Annotated in this window: 15 protein-coding genes, 1 tRNA gene, 2 rRNA genes, 1 other RNA gene and 1 other annotated feature (2 of these 20 only partly in view); of the genes, 4 read left to right on the top strand and 15 right to left on the bottom strand. The window is 41.9% G+C overall.

Going from position 1 to position 17,500, the window contains the following annotated elements; genetic code table 11:
* The 7 genes from AC2TFD_RS00145 to tadA form a co-directional block, all read right to left on the bottom strand.
* Positions 1–82: the beginning of a pro-sigmaK processing inhibitor BofA family protein gene (locus tag AC2TFD_RS00145; RefSeq protein ID WP_335509944.1), read on the bottom strand. The gene continues 182 nt to the left of window position 1, outside the view; only the first 82 of its 264 coding nucleotides appear in the window; the start codon lies at positions 80–82; its stop codon lies off the left edge, out of view.
* An 84-nt stretch (positions 83–166) separates the two neighbouring features.
* The gene (locus tag AC2TFD_RS00140; RefSeq protein WP_335509942.1) at positions 167–391 is read right to left on the bottom strand and encodes a YaaL family protein; all 225 of its coding nucleotides are present in this window, start codon (positions 389–391) and stop codon (positions 167–169) included.
* 56 nt (positions 392–447) lie between these two features.
* Positions 448–1,044, bottom strand: coding sequence for a recombination mediator RecR (gene recR, locus AC2TFD_RS00135; RefSeq protein ID WP_335509940.1), 597 nt, complete (start codon positions 1,042–1,044; stop codon positions 448–450).
* Between the two features lie 69 nt (positions 1,045–1,113).
* Positions 1,114–1,431, bottom strand: a complete 318-nt coding sequence (locus tag AC2TFD_RS00130; protein WP_192655211.1) for a YbaB/EbfC family nucleoid-associated protein — start codon at positions 1,429–1,431, stop codon at positions 1,114–1,116.
* A gap of 22 nt (positions 1,432–1,453) precedes the next feature.
* Entirely contained in the window at positions 1,454–3,145 is a 1,692-nt protein-coding gene (gene dnaX / locus AC2TFD_RS00125; protein ID WP_484674756.1) for a DNA polymerase III subunit gamma/tau, read from the bottom strand.
* Positions 3,146–3,266: 121 nt separating this feature from the next.
* Positions 3,267–3,531: signal recognition particle sRNA large type (gene ffs / locus AC2TFD_RS00120), an RNA gene on the bottom strand.
* An 89-nt stretch (positions 3,532–3,620) separates the two neighbouring features.
* A complete protein-coding gene (gene tadA / locus AC2TFD_RS00115) occupies positions 3,621–4,118 on the bottom strand; it encodes a tRNA adenosine(34) deaminase TadA (protein ID WP_335569855.1) in 498 nt (165 codons plus the stop codon).
* A 120-nt stretch (positions 4,119–4,238) separates the two neighbouring features.
* Between tadA and AC2TFD_RS00110 the strand changes: the two genes are divergently transcribed.
* The 3 genes from AC2TFD_RS00110 (at position 4,239) to AC2TFD_RS00100 (ending at position 7,089) form a co-directional block, all read left to right on the top strand.
* Positions 4,239–5,522 carry a glycosyl hydrolase family 18 protein gene (locus AC2TFD_RS00110; RefSeq protein WP_484674755.1) on the top strand — a complete coding sequence of 428 codons (1,284 nt, stop codon included), beginning with the start codon at positions 4,239–4,241 and terminating at the stop codon, positions 5,520–5,522.
* 207 nt (positions 5,523–5,729) lie between these two features.
* Entirely contained in the window at positions 5,730–6,377 is a 648-nt protein-coding gene (locus tag AC2TFD_RS00105; RefSeq protein WP_484674754.1) for a deoxynucleoside kinase, read from the top strand.
* A 16-nt stretch (positions 6,378–6,393) separates the two neighbouring features.
* On the top strand, positions 6,394–7,089 hold the full coding sequence (locus AC2TFD_RS00100; RefSeq protein WP_335509927.1) for a deoxynucleoside kinase: 696 nt from the start codon (positions 6,394–6,396) through the stop codon (positions 7,087–7,089).
* Between the two features lie 119 nt (positions 7,090–7,208).
* On the opposite strand, the gene AC2TFD_RS00095 is transcribed toward AC2TFD_RS00100, so the two are convergent.
* The 6 genes from AC2TFD_RS00095 to guaB all read right to left on the bottom strand — a co-directional run bounded on the left by AC2TFD_RS00095 (position 7,209) and on the right by guaB (position 13,839).
* Positions 7,209–7,301, bottom strand: a tRNA-Ser gene (locus AC2TFD_RS00095).
* A 63-nt stretch (positions 7,302–7,364) separates the two neighbouring features.
* Entirely contained in the window at positions 7,365–8,645 is a 1,281-nt protein-coding gene (serS, locus tag AC2TFD_RS00090; RefSeq protein ID WP_335509925.1) for a serine--tRNA ligase, read from the bottom strand.
* 298 nt (positions 8,646–8,943) lie between these two features.
* Positions 8,944–9,168: a binding site (T-box leader), on the bottom strand.
* A gap of 53 nt (positions 9,169–9,221) precedes the next feature.
* Positions 9,222–9,809: a pyridoxal 5'-phosphate synthase glutaminase subunit PdxT gene (pdxT, locus tag AC2TFD_RS00085; protein WP_484674753.1), complete on the bottom strand. Its 588-nt coding sequence runs from the start codon at positions 9,807–9,809 to the stop codon at positions 9,222–9,224.
* Positions 9,809–10,690 carry a pyridoxal 5'-phosphate synthase lyase subunit PdxS gene (gene pdxS, locus AC2TFD_RS00080; RefSeq protein WP_335509921.1) on the bottom strand — a complete coding sequence of 294 codons (882 nt, stop codon included), beginning with the start codon at positions 10,688–10,690 and terminating at the stop codon, positions 9,809–9,811. Before pdxS ends, pdxT begins: the two co-directional genes overlap by 1 nt.
* Before the next feature lie 171 nt (positions 10,691–10,861).
* On the bottom strand, positions 10,862–12,241 hold the full coding sequence (locus AC2TFD_RS00075; protein WP_484674752.1) for a D-alanyl-D-alanine carboxypeptidase family protein: 1,380 nt from the start codon (positions 12,239–12,241) through the stop codon (positions 10,862–10,864).
* Between the two features lie 131 nt (positions 12,242–12,372).
* Positions 12,373–13,839 (bottom strand): IMP dehydrogenase, encoded by a 1,467-nt coding sequence (gene guaB / locus AC2TFD_RS00070; RefSeq protein ID WP_335509917.1) that lies wholly within the window; start codon positions 13,837–13,839, stop codon positions 12,373–12,375.
* Between the two features lie 105 nt (positions 13,840–13,944).
* Between guaB and AC2TFD_RS00065 the strand changes: the two genes are divergently transcribed.
* A complete protein-coding gene (locus tag AC2TFD_RS00065) occupies positions 13,945–14,886 on the top strand; it encodes a YaaC family protein (protein ID WP_484674751.1) in 942 nt (313 codons plus the stop codon).
* A gap of 643 nt (positions 14,887–15,529) precedes the next feature.
* On the opposite strand, the gene rrf is transcribed toward AC2TFD_RS00065, so the two are convergent.
* Together rrf and AC2TFD_RS00055 are read right to left on the bottom strand one after the other, a co-directional pair.
* Positions 15,530–15,645, bottom strand: a 5S ribosomal RNA gene (rrf, locus tag AC2TFD_RS00060).
* A gap of 77 nt (positions 15,646–15,722) precedes the next feature.
* Positions 15,723–17,500, bottom strand: a 23S ribosomal RNA gene (locus AC2TFD_RS00055); it runs 1,158 nt beyond the window's last position.

Genomic DNA, 17,500 nt, shown 5'->3' with positions numbered 1-17,500 from the left:
TTGCTGGCCTAAAAGGAGCTCCCGCAAACAACAGGATGAGTATGAGCCCGCCTAATATTGATATGATTACAATAGGTTCCAAAAAAGCTATCCCCCTTCAACTCTTTTTATAACAACATATGTACAAGTTGTTATAAATAGACCTTGAGCAGAGATAGCTTCCTTTTTATCTTTTACCTTTAATACTAACATTACGTTCTTTTGCTTCTCTTAATAGAAAGAAGTACTTTACCTGCGCAATTTTTGTTTGGCAAATTGCGTCTTCTGAAGGGTCAAAACTTTTATCTAGTAATTGTTTTTGCCTCTGCCAATGTTCCTTATACTCTTGTAATTGCGTTAAGAGTTTTTCATCATACTCTTTTCGCAGCCATCCTTTCCGCTGGAAAAACATCCTTAACTCCCCCGCTATGATCTAGCTGCAGCACCTAGGCGCTGCCACTTTTTCGATTAAAGTTCTCTTCTTCCTTCTAGAGCTTTCGATAAAGTAACTTCATCCGCGTATTCAAGATCTCCTCCAACTGGAAGCCCATGTGCAATCCGCGTAACCTTAATTCCCGATGGTTTAAGCAAACGGGAGATATACATGGCTGTTGCCTCCCCTTCAATATTCGGATTTGTCGCTAAGATAACTTCTTGTACCGTTTCATCATGGAGACGTTTTAGGAGATCTGGAATATTGATATCTTCTGGGCCTATACCATCCATTGGTGAAATAGCGCCGTGAAGAACATGGTACATACCATTAAATTCTTTCATTTTTTCCATAGCGATAACATCTTTAGGATCTTGCACAACACAAATCGTACTCTTATCACGTCGTTGATCTTCACAAATATAGCAGGGATCTTGATCCGTAATATGACCGCAAACTGAACAATACGTTAAATTTCGCTTGGCGTTTACCAGAGCCTTTGCGAAATCCAGTACCGTATCTTCCTTCATGCTTAAGACAAAAAAGGCCAAACGGGCAGCCGTTTTGGGCCCGATACCTGGCAGCTTCATAAAACTGTCAATCAACTTAGAAATCGGTTCTGGATAATGCATTTTTTATTATTCCTCTCCTAGAAAAGCGTATGCGCCCTTAGATAGGCGCATACGCTCGATAATAATTAACTAAAAAGGCAAATTCATTCCTTTTGTAAATTGTCCCATTGTGCTGTTCGTCAATTCTTCTACCTTTTTTAGTGCGTCGTTTGTCGCCGCTAATACAAGGTCTTGGAGCATTTCAATATCATCTGGATCTACGGCTTCAGGTTTAATTTGAACGTCCACTACCTCTTTATGGCCTGTAACAATAACAGTAACCATACCGCCGCCTGCAGTTCCCTCAATCTTTTTTTGACCTAATTCTTCTTGAGCCTCAGCCATTTTCTTTTGCATTTTTTGCATTTGTTTCATCATATTTTGCATATTACCCATTCCACCACGCATAACAAGTTCAACCTCCAATTAATTAGTCAATAATTTCCACAAATTCAGCACCAAATAAGTTTTTGGCCTCCGCAATATGCGGCTCTTCCTCTACTTTAGAGTTTGAGGTCTCTCCTTCAACATGATGCTGGGTGCTTAAAAAGTTCTCCCGAATTGATAACCATTGCTCTTCGGGTACTCCCAGGACCAAATATTTATTGCCTATTAGTTCTTGTAAAGCCATCGTCACCGTCTCGATAAAACGGTTGTTATCCATTGCCATCTGGCAATGAATTTCATGTTTAAATTTTAAAATAAAAGCATTAACTGAAGCAGCAACTGGTTCTGCTTCATTCAATAGGGCCGCATGAGACTTCATTAATTTCCCTCTCATTTCGCCCCATTTGCTCTTAATTTGATTCAGGTCATTCTTTGTTGCATTTTTTAATACTTCATTTATTTTGCCTACTGCAGGCTGGAATCCTTTTCTTGAAGTTCTCTGTGCAGGCTTTTGTGTACTTTGAGGTACATTTTCCTGAACAACAGCAGGTCCATTTGTTTTCAATTGTTGAATTTCATTCTCTAGCTGTTCTATTTTTGTAAGCAGCTGTGATAGTTGTCCAGAGGGAATTTGCTCCTTTTGCTGCTGCACTTCCGTTTGGCATAGCTTAACAATAGCAACTTCTAGAAAGATCCTCGGATGATTGGTCCATCGCATATCCTGTTGGGTTTTATTTAGTAAATCAATAAGCTGATAAATCTGATCGTACGGAACAGATTCGGCCAGCTGACGAAATTCCTCATCTAATAAGACTCTATCCATGGATTCTTCAAGATTTGGTGCTGTTTTGAATAGCAACATATCACGATAGTACAAAATAAAATCCTCGATAAATCTCGTTGGGTCTTTCCCATGAAACAATAATTCCTCTAAGGCCTCTAAACCACTGGCTACATCCTTTTCCCTTACTGCCTTGGCAAGCTTATTTAAAAACCCTTGCGAAACAGAGCCTGTAACCGTCAATGCATCCTCGACAGTTACTGTGTCCTGACTAAAGGAAATTGCTTGGTCTAATAGACTTAATGCATCACGCATACCACCTTCAGCCGCTCTTGCAATCATTTTTAAAGCGTCTTCTTCACAACTAACGCCTGTTTCATCGATGATGAGTTTCATTCGATTTACAATCGATTGTGCTGTAATCCGTCTAAAATCAAATCGCTGACACCTAGAGATAATGGTTAGGGGTATTTTATGCGGTTCGGTCGTAGCTAAAATGAAAATAACATGCTTGGGCGGCTCCTCCAACGTTTTTAACAATGCATTGAAGGCGCTAATCGATAGCATATGCACTTCATCAATAATATAGACCTTGTAGTTAACAGAGGTTGGCGCAAACTTTACTTTATCTAGAACATCTCTCATTTCTTCCACTCGAGAGTTGGATGCTGCGTCAAATTCTAGTACATCCGATATTGTTCCATTGGTAATTCCCTTACAGGCGGCGCACTCATTGCAAGGTTCAGAAACAGGCGCCCGCTCACAATTTACTGCCTTCGCTAGTATTTTGGCTGCACTTGTTTTCCCCGTTCCTCGTGGCCCGTTAAATAAGTATGCATGAGAAATTTTTTGTTGAAGCAGGGCATTTTGCAATGTTTTTGTTACATGTTCCTGTCCTACTACATCAATAAATTGCTGAGGACGCCAAACACGATATAAAGCTTGATATGCCAAAACATCGCCCCCTTCAAAATTCTATCTTCTCCATTATAACGTATCCTTTTTCTATTTTCCAAAAAGAACATAAAAAAACTCATCTCGGATGTGAGATGAGCTGTTTTTTAATAATTAGCTGCCGTGCACCTTCCGTCGACTGGCACCCATAGGCGCTGCTTAAGCAGTTAGCTCGGCCCAGGCCACCCTGCGGCACATGGGAGCTTCCACTTAATGCTGCTTCCTTCCGGACCTGACATGGTTCATGGATTCCCATTGCGCAGGACCCGGGCGTCAACACCACTTACTTAAGGCGGACCCTACAGGATACCAGCCTCGGGAAGGGATTCAGCCTCGCTAGAGCGGATTGCGAGTACAGGGCACCGCTACCTCCCCGCCTAGCACGGCAAAGTTGATAATGCTTTAATGCGTCTTATCTGACGCCTTCTTAGTATACTAACAATCAGAAAAAAAATCAATCTTTATTGACTGTAAATTATTGTAAGTCTCGTTTCTTCGCTTGTTTTCTTCTTTCTCGAAGCTGTCGAAAGAAATCCGTTAATAATCTGCCGCACTCTGCTTCCAATACACCACTCGTAACTTCGCTTTGATGATTAAAGCGCTCATCCTGCAAGAGATTCATAAAGGTTCCTGCACAGCCGCCCTTTGGGTCAGCCGCACCATAAACCACTCTCTCTATCCTTGATAAGATAATCGCTCCAGAGCACATAGCGCAGGGCTCTAGAGTGACAAAAAGGGTCGAATTCTCGAGCCGCCATGATCCTGTTTCTTTGCAGGCGTGTTCAATTGCCAATAGTTCTGCATGGGCGACCGCACTCTGGTTACTTTCCCGCAAATTATGTGCGCGGGAAATAATCCTCCCATCTACAACGATAATCGCTCCGATTGGTACCTCCGCTAGAGCTTCTGCCTTTTTTGCTTCCTTTATTGCTTCTTTCATATAATATTCGTCTGAAAATTCTTCTCTTGCCATCAAGTATACCGCCTATCAATTCTCACTACACTGTCTCTATTGAAATTTTATCCATTATATCATGAATCCATAATCCCATTCATAAAATAGTTGTAGCGTCTCGCTTAGGAGGGGAAGAATATGCAAATTCATATTGTGAAGAGTAACGAATCATTAACAACTATTGCGCGGGTCTATAATACAACCGTTGATGATATAGTCGAAGCAAATGACATCCCTAATCCAAATGATCTTGTCGTCGGCCAGGCAATGGTGATCCCTATCGTTGGAAGTTTTTATTATGTACAGCCTGGAGACAGTTTGTGGTCAATCGGGCAAAAAACAGGTGTACCTTATCAACAAATTGCGTCAGTCAATCGTATTTCATTAAACCAGCAGCTTTATGTTGGTTTTCGCCTTTATATCCCTCCAGCACCAAAAAGAAGGGCAGAATTTAATGCCTATGTAGAACCGCGCGGCACCTCTGTAGCACCAATATTAGAAACGAGTGCACGGGAGGCCGCTCCTTACTTAACTTATTTGGCACCGTTCAGCTTTCAAGCACTTCGTGACGGTTCCTTAAAGGAACCTTTGCTAAATAACTTTCCAGCCATTGCAAGAGCTAATCGAAATGTTTTAATGATGGTTATTACCAACCAAGAAAACGATCAGTTCAGTGATGAATTGGGACGTATTTTACTTAATGATATTTCCATCCAAGACAGATTCCTAAATAATATTGTTGCTGCTGCAAAAAAATATGGCTTTAGAGATATCCATTTCGATTTCGAATTTTTAAGACCAGCTGACCGTGAAGCCTATAATCAATTCTTACGGAAAGCAAAAACAATATTCAAACGTGAAGGATGGTTTATTTCAACAGCCCTTGCACCGAAAACAAGTGCTGCACAACAAGGCAAATGGTATGAAGCTCATGATTATCGTGCACATGGCCAAATTGTTGACTTTGTTGTCATTATGACCTACGAATGGGGATACAGCGGTGGTCCAGCAATGGCTGTATCGCCTATTGATCAGGTTCGTAAGGTTTTAGAATATGCAATTACAGAAATGCCTCCTAATAAAATTATGATGGGGCAAAACCTATATGGTTATGACTGGACACTTCCCTTTGTTCAAGGAACAGTGGCAAAAGCGGTAAGCCCACAGCAGGCTATTCAGCTGGCAGCAACAAACAATGTTCCTATCCAATATGATACAAAGGCGCAGGCGCCTTTTTTCAGATATACTGCTGCAGATGGAAAGCAGCATGAAGTTTGGTTCGAGGATGCACGTTCGATTCAAGCAAAGTTTAATTTGATAAAAGAGTTGAATATAAGAGGAATGAGTTATTGGAAGCTTGGCTTGGCATTCCCGCAAAATTGGCTTTTAATTGTTGAGAATTTTAATGTCGTAAAAAGATGAAAATAGATAAATACAAGAACTGCCGTCATTCGGCAGTTTTTTCATATTATCGACACGAAAATCCATTCTTCAACATTTTCCATATCCCTTCCTGTGTAAGATTATGATAATATATTATTTGTGCCATTATGAACTTTATATAAAGCTACCAGTATTTTACTGATTAGACATAGAAATTGCAGGCAGTTGGAGAAGGAGGCCAGAAAAATGGGATATACTCCCTTTATTACCGTTGAAGGGCCGATTGGTGTAGGTAAGACATCTCTCGCTAAAGCTATTTCAGAGCAATTCAATTTTGCTCTTTTAAAAGAGATTGTTGATGAAAATCCATTTTTGGGGAAGTTTTATGAGAATATTGAGGAATGGAGTTTCCAAACAGAAATGTTTTTCCTCTGCAATCGCTATAAGCAATTAGGAGACATTAATACCCACTTCCTAAGTAAAAGTCAGGCTGTAGTAGCAGATTACAATATCTTAAAGAACTTAATTTTTGCCCAAAGGACTTTAAGCCCCGAGGAATATCAAAAATACTATAAAATTTATCAGCTCCTAACAGAAGATATGCCAAAGCCGAATGTCATTATTTATTTAAATGCGAGTCTTGATACTCTTCTTAAGCGGATAAAAATAAGAGGACGTGAAGTTGAGAAAAATATCAGTCCTTTATATTTAGAGCAGCTATCGATTGACTACGAACAAACCATAGCGAATTTTGAGCAATCACATCCAGAAATTCCGGTACTTCGCTTTAATGGTGATGAATTAGATTTTGTAAAAAATGAAGAGGATTTAAATTTTATCATGGAAAGACTAGTAGGTTCATTAAAGAAAAGCAGCACGACTAACACAAGATAAGAATTGGGGGATGTAAGTGAGTATCGTTATTGGTGGTATGATTGGCCTTGGCAAAACGAGTGTAGCTGATACATTAAATGCACACTTTAAAAGAAATGGAATTGAGAGTAAGGTTTTTTATGAGACTGTTGATGATAACCCAATTCTCCCTCTATATTACGAACTAACAGCTGAGGAATTAGATGCTAGAAGAATTCCTTTCCTCTTACAATTATTTTTCTTAAATAAACGATTTAAAACAGTAAAGGACTGTGTAAGTTGGAATGATCCTATCTATACCATTCAAGATCGCTCCATTTACGAGGACTGGTACTTCGCCTATGTAAATAAAAACCTTGGCAGAATCTCTGATCTTGAATTTAAAATATATGAAGATCTAGTTGAAAATATGATGGAAGAATTAAACGAGCTGCCGAAAAAGGCCCCTGACTTAATGGTTTACTTAAAAGGATCCTTTGATACGGTAATCGACCGAATCATGGCACGAGGAAGAAGCTTTGAAATCAACCCTGAGCTGAAAGAATATTACTTTGAAGTTTGGAAGGGGTACGATGACTGGGTCATCAACAGCTATAACGCGAGTGATGTATTGATTATTGATATGGATCATACAGATGTCGTAAAGCGCCCAGAAGATGCATTACGCGTATGCCGTGAAGTGGATGAACGACTTAAAGAACTTCTAAATATAACAAAAGCACATATTGGTTAATTCCAATGTGTGCTTTTTTGTATGTATTGAAGCATTTAGTAAAAAAGTATATAAAAAAATCCGTCCCAATATTTGGGACGGATTCTATCTCCAGTTTTATGCGCGATTATTAAAATTAATGGAGGAGGAAGAGGGATTCGAACCCCCGCGCGGTTTGACCCGCCTGTCGGTTTTCAAGACCGATCCCTTCAGCCAGACTTGGGTATTCCTCCGTATCGACAAGATATAGATTAACACAGTAATCTACTCATGTCAACACATTATTATCTATTTTTTTATTCCGGATTAATAACTTCTTTATTCCCCATATATGGACGTAATACGTTAGGAATAACCACGCTTCCATCATCCTGCTGATAATTTTCCAAGATGGCAGCAACCGTTCTTCCAATTGCCAAGCCAGAACCATTTAATGTATGCACATGCTCTGGTTTCGCTTTTGGATCACGGCGGAAGCGGATATTTGCACGGCGGGCTTGGAAGGCCTCAAAGTTACTGCAAGAAGAAATCTCACGGTAGGTTCCATAGCTCGGAATCCATACCTCAATATCGTACTTTTTAGCAGCCGTAAAGCCTAAGTCACCCGTACACATGCTAAGCACACGGTAAGGCAATTCAAGCAATTGCAGGACACGCTCTGCGTCACTTGTCAGCTTCTCAAGCTCCTCGTAGGAATCCTCTGGCTTCACAAACTTCACAAGCTCCACTTTATTGAATTGGTGCTGACGGATTAACCCGCGTGTATCCCGTCCCGCAGACCCGGCCTCAGAACGGAAACATGCACTGTATGCCGCAAAGCGGATAGGAAGCTCGTCACCGCTTAAGATTTCATCACGATGTAGATTGGTGACAGGCACCTCAGCAGTTGGAATTAAAAAGTAATCTTCACTTTCAATTAAAAAGGCGTCTTCTGCAAATTTTGGCAGCTGCCCTGTTCCCGTCATGCTCGCACGGTTGACCATATAAGGCGGCAGGATTTCTTTATAGCCATGCTCATCAACATGCAGGTCAAGCATGAAGTTCATTAACGCACGCTCTAAGCGGGCTCCAAGGCCTTTATAAAAGACAAACCGGCTCCCGGTAACCTTGCCCGCACGTTCGAAATCTAGTATTCCTAAATGGTCGGCAACATCCCAGTGCGGCTTTGCCTCAAAATCAAATTCCCGAACGTGGCCCCATTTTCTAATTTCTACATTTTCCTCTTCTGTTTCACCAATCGGTACACTTTCATGAGGAATATTTGGAATGCTTAATAACAGGAGCTCAAGGGTTTCCTCGACACTGCGGAGCTCCTCATCTAATACTTTAATCCTATCGCCCACCTCACGCATCTCTACAATAAGATGATCCGCATTTGCCTTTTCACGCTTTAAGACCGCTACCTGTTGGGAAACCTCGTTACGCTTGCTTTTTAATTGTTCCGCCTCCACAATCAAGTCGCGTCTTCGTTGATCTAAGTCCTCAAATTTACCAAGGTCCGTTAAGTCTTCGCCGCGATGCTGGAGCTTTTCCTTAACCTCTGCAAAATTAGCCCGTAATAATTTAATATCTAGCACGCTCACCCACTCCTTAATTATAAAGCATAAGCGCCTTGCACAGGGGCGACAGGCATAAGACTAGCCGGCGGAAAGGTTGCCTTTTAACCTTTTTGCCGGATTGTCTGAAATGTAGAGGCGACTGCCCTGGGACGAAGGCATAAGACGAACCCTGCAAGAAGGCGCTTTTTGCCTTCTTCAGGGGTCGGCTTATGACTCGAGTCCCAAGGAGCCGCAACTAGACAAGCTTATGACCCCAAGCCCCTAGGCGCTGCAGCTAGGATAAAAAAAATAAATACAAAAAACTCCCGTCCCCAAAAACAGGGACGAGAGTTACCCGCGATACCACCCTGGTTGACAGTATTATAGTCTGTCCACCTTGAAAAAAATTAACGGTTTTTACCGAAAGTACTTACTTACCCTTATAAGGGTGTTCCGCACCTTGCTCGAGGAGGGATTCACAAGATTCAAACACCGATTTACACCAGCCATCGGCTCTCTTTAGAATGAACTTCCTGTTACTAGTTCCTCTCATTGCTTTAAGATATTTATTTATTGTAGATAATTTACTATAATTATCCACCAAATGCAACCAAATTATACAAGTTGTTTTGCTTTTGCTTCCTTTACCATCTCTACGAAGTAAGCCGTAATGTCATGGTTATCTGTTAATTCAGGGTGGAAGGAACAACCAAGGAACTGTCCTTCCCGCGCTGCTACAATACGGTCATTATGCTTTGAAAGGATCTCTACCTCTGGACCTGCTTCAACGATGTGCGGTGCACGAATGAAAACTGCAGGGAAGTTGTCAGCTACATCCTTAATCGCGAGGTCAGCCTCAAAGCTATCAACCTGCCGGCCGAAGGAGTTACGTTCAACCGTAATGTCCATCACACCTATATGAGGCTCATGACCAACTAAGTTTTTGGCTAAAAGGATTAGACCTGCACATGTACCAAACATCGGTTTACCCTCTGCAGCAAATTCCTTTAAAGCGTCCATAAAACCATATTTATCAATCAAGCGTCTCATCGCTGTGCTTTCACCGCCAGGAAGGATGAGGCCATCTACTTCTTTAAGCTGCTTGACTTTTTTAATAGCGATTCCTTCTGCTCCACATTCTTCTACAGAACGAATATGTTCTCGAACTGCGCCTTGCAAGGCAAGTACTCCTACCTTAACCATTACCAGCCACGTTCCTGCATACGGTTTTCAGGGGATAATGATGATATTTCAATACCCTTCATTGGTGTTCCCAGGTCCTTAGAAAGCTCAGCAATTAATTTGTAATCTTGGTAATGAGTTGTCGCCTCCACAATCGCTCTTGCGAACTTAGCAGGATTTTCTGATTTAAAGATACCTGAACCTACAAATACTCCGTCAGCTCCTAATTGCATCATCAATGCTGCGTCAGCTGGAGTTGCTACCCCGCCTGCTGCAAAGTTAACAACTGGAAGACGGCCAAGACGCTTGATTTCAAGAAGTAACTCAAATGATGCTCCTAAAAGTTTTGCTTCCGTCATGAGCTCATCTTCATTCATTCCTACTACCTTGCGAACCTGACCGTTTACCTTACGCATATGACGGACAGCTTCAACGATATTTCCTGTTCCAGGCTCACCCTTTGTACGAAGCATAGAAGCGCCTTCGCCAATCCTGCGGGCAGCCTCACCAAGATCTCGGCAGCCGCAAACAAATGGAACAGTATAATCACTCTTAAGCAAGTGATACTCTTCGTCTGCTGGAGTTAAAACTTCACTCTCGTCAATATAGTCAACACCCATTGCCTCTAAGATACGTGCTTCGACAATATGGCCAATTCTTGCCTTTGCCATTACAGGAATTGATACTGCATTTAGTACTTCTTCAATAATTCTTGGGTCAGCCATTCTAGCAACTCCGCCAGCTGCACGAATGTCAGAAGGTACACGCTCAAGAGCCATTACTGCAACAGCACCTGCTTCCTCAGCAATCCTTGCTTGCTCTGCATTAATAACGTCCATGATAACGCCGCCCTTTTGCATTTCGGCCATTCCGCGTTTAACTCGATCTGTACCTGTTTTCATGTAAAATCCCCCTTGTTGGTTGTACTTTTATAAATATTACAAAAAATTAACGTATAAAATTATGAATTATGGTTAATTCATTCGGAATTAGAATGTTCCCATAATGACATTAAAGCAACAAAAAAGGACTCCTGTCAAGACAAGAATCCTCTGTTAAATATTCCCTAATGATTAAAACCAGCCTTTAACGGTAGAAGAAATGCCTCCCCATAGATCTCCAAAGAACCCGCCGATTCCTCTCATCATTAAAACGAACCAATTTGCCTTTTCTACATCTTCAGCTGCGATCACGTCGACAGTGATATTGCTCTGTCCTTTAGCTGTTATAAACCCAAACTTTTCAGCCTCTTTCGGCTGGATTGTTAAAGTTCCAACCTTTTCGCCCTTTTTAATAGGAGCAGTAAGTTCACCTTGTTTATTAACCTTCTTTTTATCAAGTGTTAATTTGGTTTTAAAATTATCCTTTTCCCCATTTTTAACAACCATATTAACGGCGTCTTTTGTATAAATTTTTACTTGATTTTCTTTCCCCTTGATTACTGGTAAATTCTTTTTCTCTTTAACTTGATAATGCTTTGGAATAATTTCTTTTTTTGTAAAATTATTAAAGGCAAAGTCTAGAATCTTTCTTGTTTCTCTGAACCGTTCAGATTGAGAACTTGTATTCATAACAACGGAAATAAATCTCTGGCCATCCCTAGAAGCTGTTCCCGTAAAATTATACCCTGCAAAAGTGGTAGAACCCGTTTTCAAACCATCCAACCCATCATATACAAACTGTTGGTAATTCGGGTAATCCGCTGCAAGTTCCTCGTATCCTTCTAACATCCAGTTCCAGTTGTCCATTACAAACTGATCTTCCGTACCCTTTGCAAAAACTTTTTCTGGAACACTAGATGTCTCTAATACTTCTGGAAAATCCTTTAATAAGTGAGATGCCAAGGCTGCAACATCCTTTGCAGACATTACATTTTCCTCATCAGGGTCACCTACCACCTCTGGAAAGTGTTTTAGCATATCACGATTATTTAAGCCAGTAGAGTTTACAAACTTATACTTTTCCAGACCAAGCTCTGCAGCCTTTTTATTCATCATTTCAACAAATTGACGCTCAGTTCCTGCAACAATTTCAGCAATAGCAATAGTGGCTGCATTAGCAGATTCAATGGCCATTGCTGCATACAAGTCTTCTACCTTATACTTTCCATCAACACGTAAATAAACATTACTTAAACTATCATCATGAGACATTTTGGAAAGTTCGGGGGATACTACGTATTCTTGCCCCCATTTTACCTTACCTTCTTTTACGGCTTCTAATAAAAGATATTCCGTCATCATTTTTGTCATACTAGCAATACCCAGAGCAGTTTCAGAATTCTTTTCATACAGAATCATACCCGTATCTGCATCCACCAAGATAGCTCCAGATGCATTAACATCTAATGCAGTAGTTTCTGCCTCCACTTTATCTAAGCCTGTAAAAAGGCTAAATAACATGATCATTACCAAGAAACTTGCAAGGAATTTGCGATAAAAAAGTTTGTCCACACTAACGCCTCCAACGATTTAATACACTTTGGTTATTTTAACATAACTAGGGGGCAAATCCTAGACAGAGGAATTACCTATGTTTTTACAAAAAAAAGACAGAGAAGCGGTAACTTCTCTGTTCTGTTTATTTATGATAATGAGTAGTTTGGTGCTTCTTTTGTAATTTGCACATCATGAGGATGGCTCTCTCTTAATCCAGCACCCGTCATTCTAATAAATTGTGCATTGTTTCGTAACTCTTCTAGGTCTTTTGTTCCGCAATAGCCCATTCCTGAACGTAAACCACCAACTAATTGGTAGATTGTTTCAGCTAATGGTCCTTTATAAGGCAAGCGGCCTTCAATTCCCTCAGGAACAAACTTTTTATTATCTTCCTGGAAATATCGGTCCTTTGAACCCTTCTCCATCGCTGCAACGGATCCCATACCGCGATAAACCTTAAAGCGCCGTCCTTGGAATATTTCAGTCTCACCAGGGCTTTCTGTTACACCAGCCAGCATACTTCCCAGCATAACCGCATGACCGCCTGCAGCTAATGCCTTAACGATATCACCTGAATACTTGATACCGCCATCTGCAATAATACTTTTTCCGTGTTTTCTTGCCTCTGTAGCACAGTCATAAACTGCTGTAATTTGTGGTACCCCTACACCTGCTACCACCCTGGTAGTACAAATGGATCCAGGCCCAATTCCCACCTTTACGACATCCGCACCCGCTTCAATTAGTGCCGCTGTTGCTTCTCCAGTGGCGACATTTCCAGCTACGATTGTTAAGTCCGGGTATTGGTCCCTAATTTCCTTAACTGTGTCGAGAACACCCTTGGAATGTCCGTGTGCAGTATCTACAACAATTACATCTACATTTGCCTTTACCAGCTTTTCAACCCGCATCATCGTATCCTTGGTTACGCCGACTGCAGCTCCAGCTAATAAACGGCCTTGCTTGTCCTTTGCTGAGTTTGGAAACTCAATAACCTTCTCAATATCTTTAATGGTAATTAACCCTTTTAGTACACCTTGATCATCCACAAGCGGGAGTTTTTCAATTTTGTACTTTTGAAGGATTTTTTCAGCTTCCTTTAATGTGGTTCCTACAGAAGCCGTAACGAGATTTTCCTTTGTCATAACATCTGAAATTTTAAAGGAGTAATCTTGTATGAAACGTAAGTCACGATTTGTGATAATCCCTACCAGCACTTGCTCATCAAGATTATTGACAATTGGTACCCCTGAAATTCGATATTTGCCCATTAAGTGCTCGGCATCAAATACCTGATGTTCTGGAGTAAGGAAAAACGGATCAGTGATTACTCCGCTTTCTGACCTCTTTACTTTCTCAACCTGTTCAGCCTGTTGATCAATGGTCATATTTTTATGGATGATTCCTAAACCGCCTTGGCGTGCCATAGAAATTGCCATTTCAGCTTCTGTTACAGTGTCCATCCCTGCACTAATAATCGGGATATTTAACTTTACACTGGGAGATAACTCCACTTGAAGACTTACATCACGAGGCAGAACTTCTGATTTACCAGGAATTAATAAGACATCATCAAACGTTAAACCTTCTTTTGAAAATTTACTCTCCCACATTTTTTATGGCCTCCAAGAAAAATTTTTTAATTGTAGGTTATCAATTGGACAAAATACTGTCAAGGAAGTTGTTTTAATCTAATTTTTCTGAAAAAGGTGATTTACTTGATTACTGACTATAAAGGATGGAAAAGCTATGCTTGTTTTTTTTCTGCAGAGTATTGTCAGCACTACTTAAAAAGCAATTATAAAAAGTGGAACATTGACAATCCTGAGCAAAAAAGCTATGAGAACTGTTATGCCTTTCTATATTATCTCGAACATGGACAAATATATTACCAACAGGCGGAAAATGCACCATTAATCTTAAAGCCCATTCTCCTTTTTTATGGACTCGTTCATTTAATAAAGGCATGTATTTTAACGATTGACCCTGCCTATCCAGAAACAACATCTGTACTGGCACATGGAGTCTCAACTCGAAAAAGGAAAAAACAAAACTATCAGTTTTTCCATGATGAAGTAAAATTTCAAAAAAATGGGCTCTTCCCCTTTATGTCAGAAAGGATGTTCCACCTGAAACAATTGGAAGGGGATAAGATCACCATGGAAGAGCTCCTGCAGCTTATTCCTGAATTGGATGACCTATTTGTCTTACATGAGGGGAAGAGCACTTTTACCCCTATATATACTCAGCATGAGCAAATGGCAGTACCAGAAAAAGTATTAGACCAATATCATATGACAGAGGAGCGATTAAAGGAGTTTCTTACAACAAAGTCTGGAAATCAGATTGAGTTTTTAAGTGACGGTCTTATGTTTCAATACAACAAAAATGAGTTTACTGGGATATCACCGATTAAATTTAATCTAGATAGCATGGCGTATGTACTCCCACTAAAGAAAGAGAACTTATTCTTGTTTCCTGAATTAATGGTGCATTATCTCTTACTTTATAATTTAAGTATGATTGCTAGATATGAGACGGAGTGGTGGAGTGAACTGACAAAAATGATGCCCAATCGTGACTATCCATTTATAAAAACCTTTTTAGACATAACTTTGACGAAAGGGCCGTTTTTGGTTTATGAGTATTTGATGGGTTAAGGTGAGTTGAGGTATGAGGATGGGTAGCGGAGGGCTTTGATTCCCTGGATTGGATAAAAGTTTGAGTTGAGGGAATCAAAAAGGGACTTTGGTTCCCTTATTCTACGGAAATCTAAGATTGTGGAAATCAAAAAAGAGTTTTGGTTCCCTTAACCATTGAAAATCTTAGGGTGAGGGAATCAAAAGGAGGGTCTGATTCCCTTTTGCAATAGAAAATGATATCGGAGGGAATCAGATAAGACCACAAGGCATGAATTTCTGGCTATCATTCCTCTTTTCAACAAACATGCCAGCGCAAGGGCACAACATTTGTTACCTCTTTTTACTGAAACACCACCGCAAGGGCACGAATAGCCGACTTTTGTTACCTCTTTTTACTGAAACACCACCGCAAGGGCATGAATAGCCGACATTCGTTACCTCTTTCTACCAAAACACCATCACAAGGGCACGAATATCCGACATTTGTTACCTCTTTTTACTGAAACACCACCGCAAGGGCACCCAATAGCCGATATACTTTACCTTTTTTAGCAAAACACTATCATACGTACATAAATTTCCTATAAACAACTCTTCTCCAGCCTATTGACCTTACAGACAATGCAAAAAAGCACAACCTGATAAGGGTTGTGCTTCGTGTGCCTGGCAACGTCCTACTCTCACAGGGGCAATGCCCCAACTACCATCGGCGCTGAGAAGCTTAACTTCCGTGTTCGGTATGGGAACGGGTGTGACCTTCTCGCCATTGTTACCAGACTGTTTTTGAGGTTTCATTCCCTCAAAACTAGATAATTTCAGAAGAAGTTAGTAAAAACGAGTTCATCTTTTAAAAATTGGTTAAGTCCTCGAACGATTAGTATCAGTCAGCTCCACACGTCACCGCGCTTCCACCTCTGACCTATCAACCTGATCATCTTTCAGGGTTCTTACTAGCTTGACGCTATGGGAAATCTCATCTTGAGGGGGGCTTCATGCTTAGATGCTTTCAGCACTTATCCCGTCCGCACATAGCTACCCAGCGATGCCTTTGGCAAGACAACTGGTACACCAGCGGTGCGTCCATCCCGGTCCTCTCGTACTAAGGACAGCTCCTCTCAAATTTCCTGCGCCCACGACGGATAGGGACCGAACTGTCTCACGACGTTCTGAACCCAGCTCGCGTACCGCTTTAATGGGCGAACAGCCCAACCCTTGGGACCGACTACAGCCCCAGGATGCGATGAGCCGACATCGAGGTGCCAAACCTCCCCGTCGATGTGGACTCTTGGGGGAGATAAGCCTGTTATCCCCGGGGTAGCTTTTATCCGTTGAGCGATGGCCCTTCCATGCGGAACCACCGGATCACTAAGCCCGACTTTCGTCCCTGCTCGACTTGTAGGTCTCGCAGTCAAGCTCCCTTGTGCCTTTACACTCTGCGAATGATTTCCAACCATTCTGAGGGAACCTTTGGGCGCCTCCGTTACTCTTTAGGAGGCGACCGCCCCAGTCAAACTGCCCACCTGACACTGTCTCCCACCCCGATCAGGGGTGAGGGTTAGAATTTCAATACAGCCAGGGTAGTATCCCACCGACGCCTCCACCGAAGCTGGCGCTCCGGCTTCTCAGGCTCCTACCTATCCTGTACAAGCTGTACCAAAATTCAATATCAGGCTACAGTAAAGCTCCACGGGGTCTTTCCGTCCTGTCGCGGGTAACCTGCATCTTCACAGGTAGTATAATTTCACCGAGTCTCTCGTTGAGACAGTGCCCAGATCGTTACGCCTTTCGTGCGGGTCGGAACTTACCCGACAAGGAATTTCGCTACCTTAGGACCGTTATAGTTACGGCCGCCGTTTACTGGGGCTTCGATTCAGAGCTTCGCTTAGAGCTAACCCCTCCTCTTAACCTTCCAGCACCGGGCAGGCGTCAGCCCCTATACTTCGCCTTGCGGCTTCGCAGAGACCTGTGTTTTTGCTAAACAGTCGCCTGGGCCTATTCACTGCGGCTCTTCGAGGCTATTCACCTCAAAAAGCACCCCTTCTCCCGAAGTTACGGGGTCATTTTGCCGAGTTCCTTAACGAGAGTTCTCTCGCTCACCTTAGGATTCTCTCCTCGCCTACCTGTGTCGGTTTGCGGTACGGGCACCTTTTATCTCGCTAGAGGCTTTTCTTGGCAGTGTGGAATCAGGAACTTCGGTACTATATTTCCCTCGGCATCACAGCTCAGCCTTACGGTGAACGGATTTTCCTATTCACCAGCCTACCTGCTTACACGCACATATCCAACAGTGCGCTTACCCTATCCTCCTGCGTCCCCCCATCACTCAAACGATAAAGAGGTGGTACAGGAATATCAACCTGTTGTCCATCGCCTACGCCTTTCGGCCTCGGCTTAGGTCCCGACTAACCCTGAGAGGACGAGCCTTCCTCAGGAAACCTTAGGCATACGGTGGATGGGATTCTCACCCATCTTTCGCTACTCATACCGGCATTCTCACTTCTAAGCGCTCCACCAGTCCTTACGGTCTAGCTTCAACGCCCTTAGAACGCTCTCCTACCACTGACATCGTAGATGTCAATCCACAGCTTCGGTGTTACGTTTAGCCCCGGTACATTTTCGGCGCAGAGTCACT

The organism is Neobacillus sp. plas4, from assembly GCF_057221695.1.
Note: the sequence above shows the minus strand (reverse complement) of the source record. Positions and strands in the feature narration are given on the sequence as shown.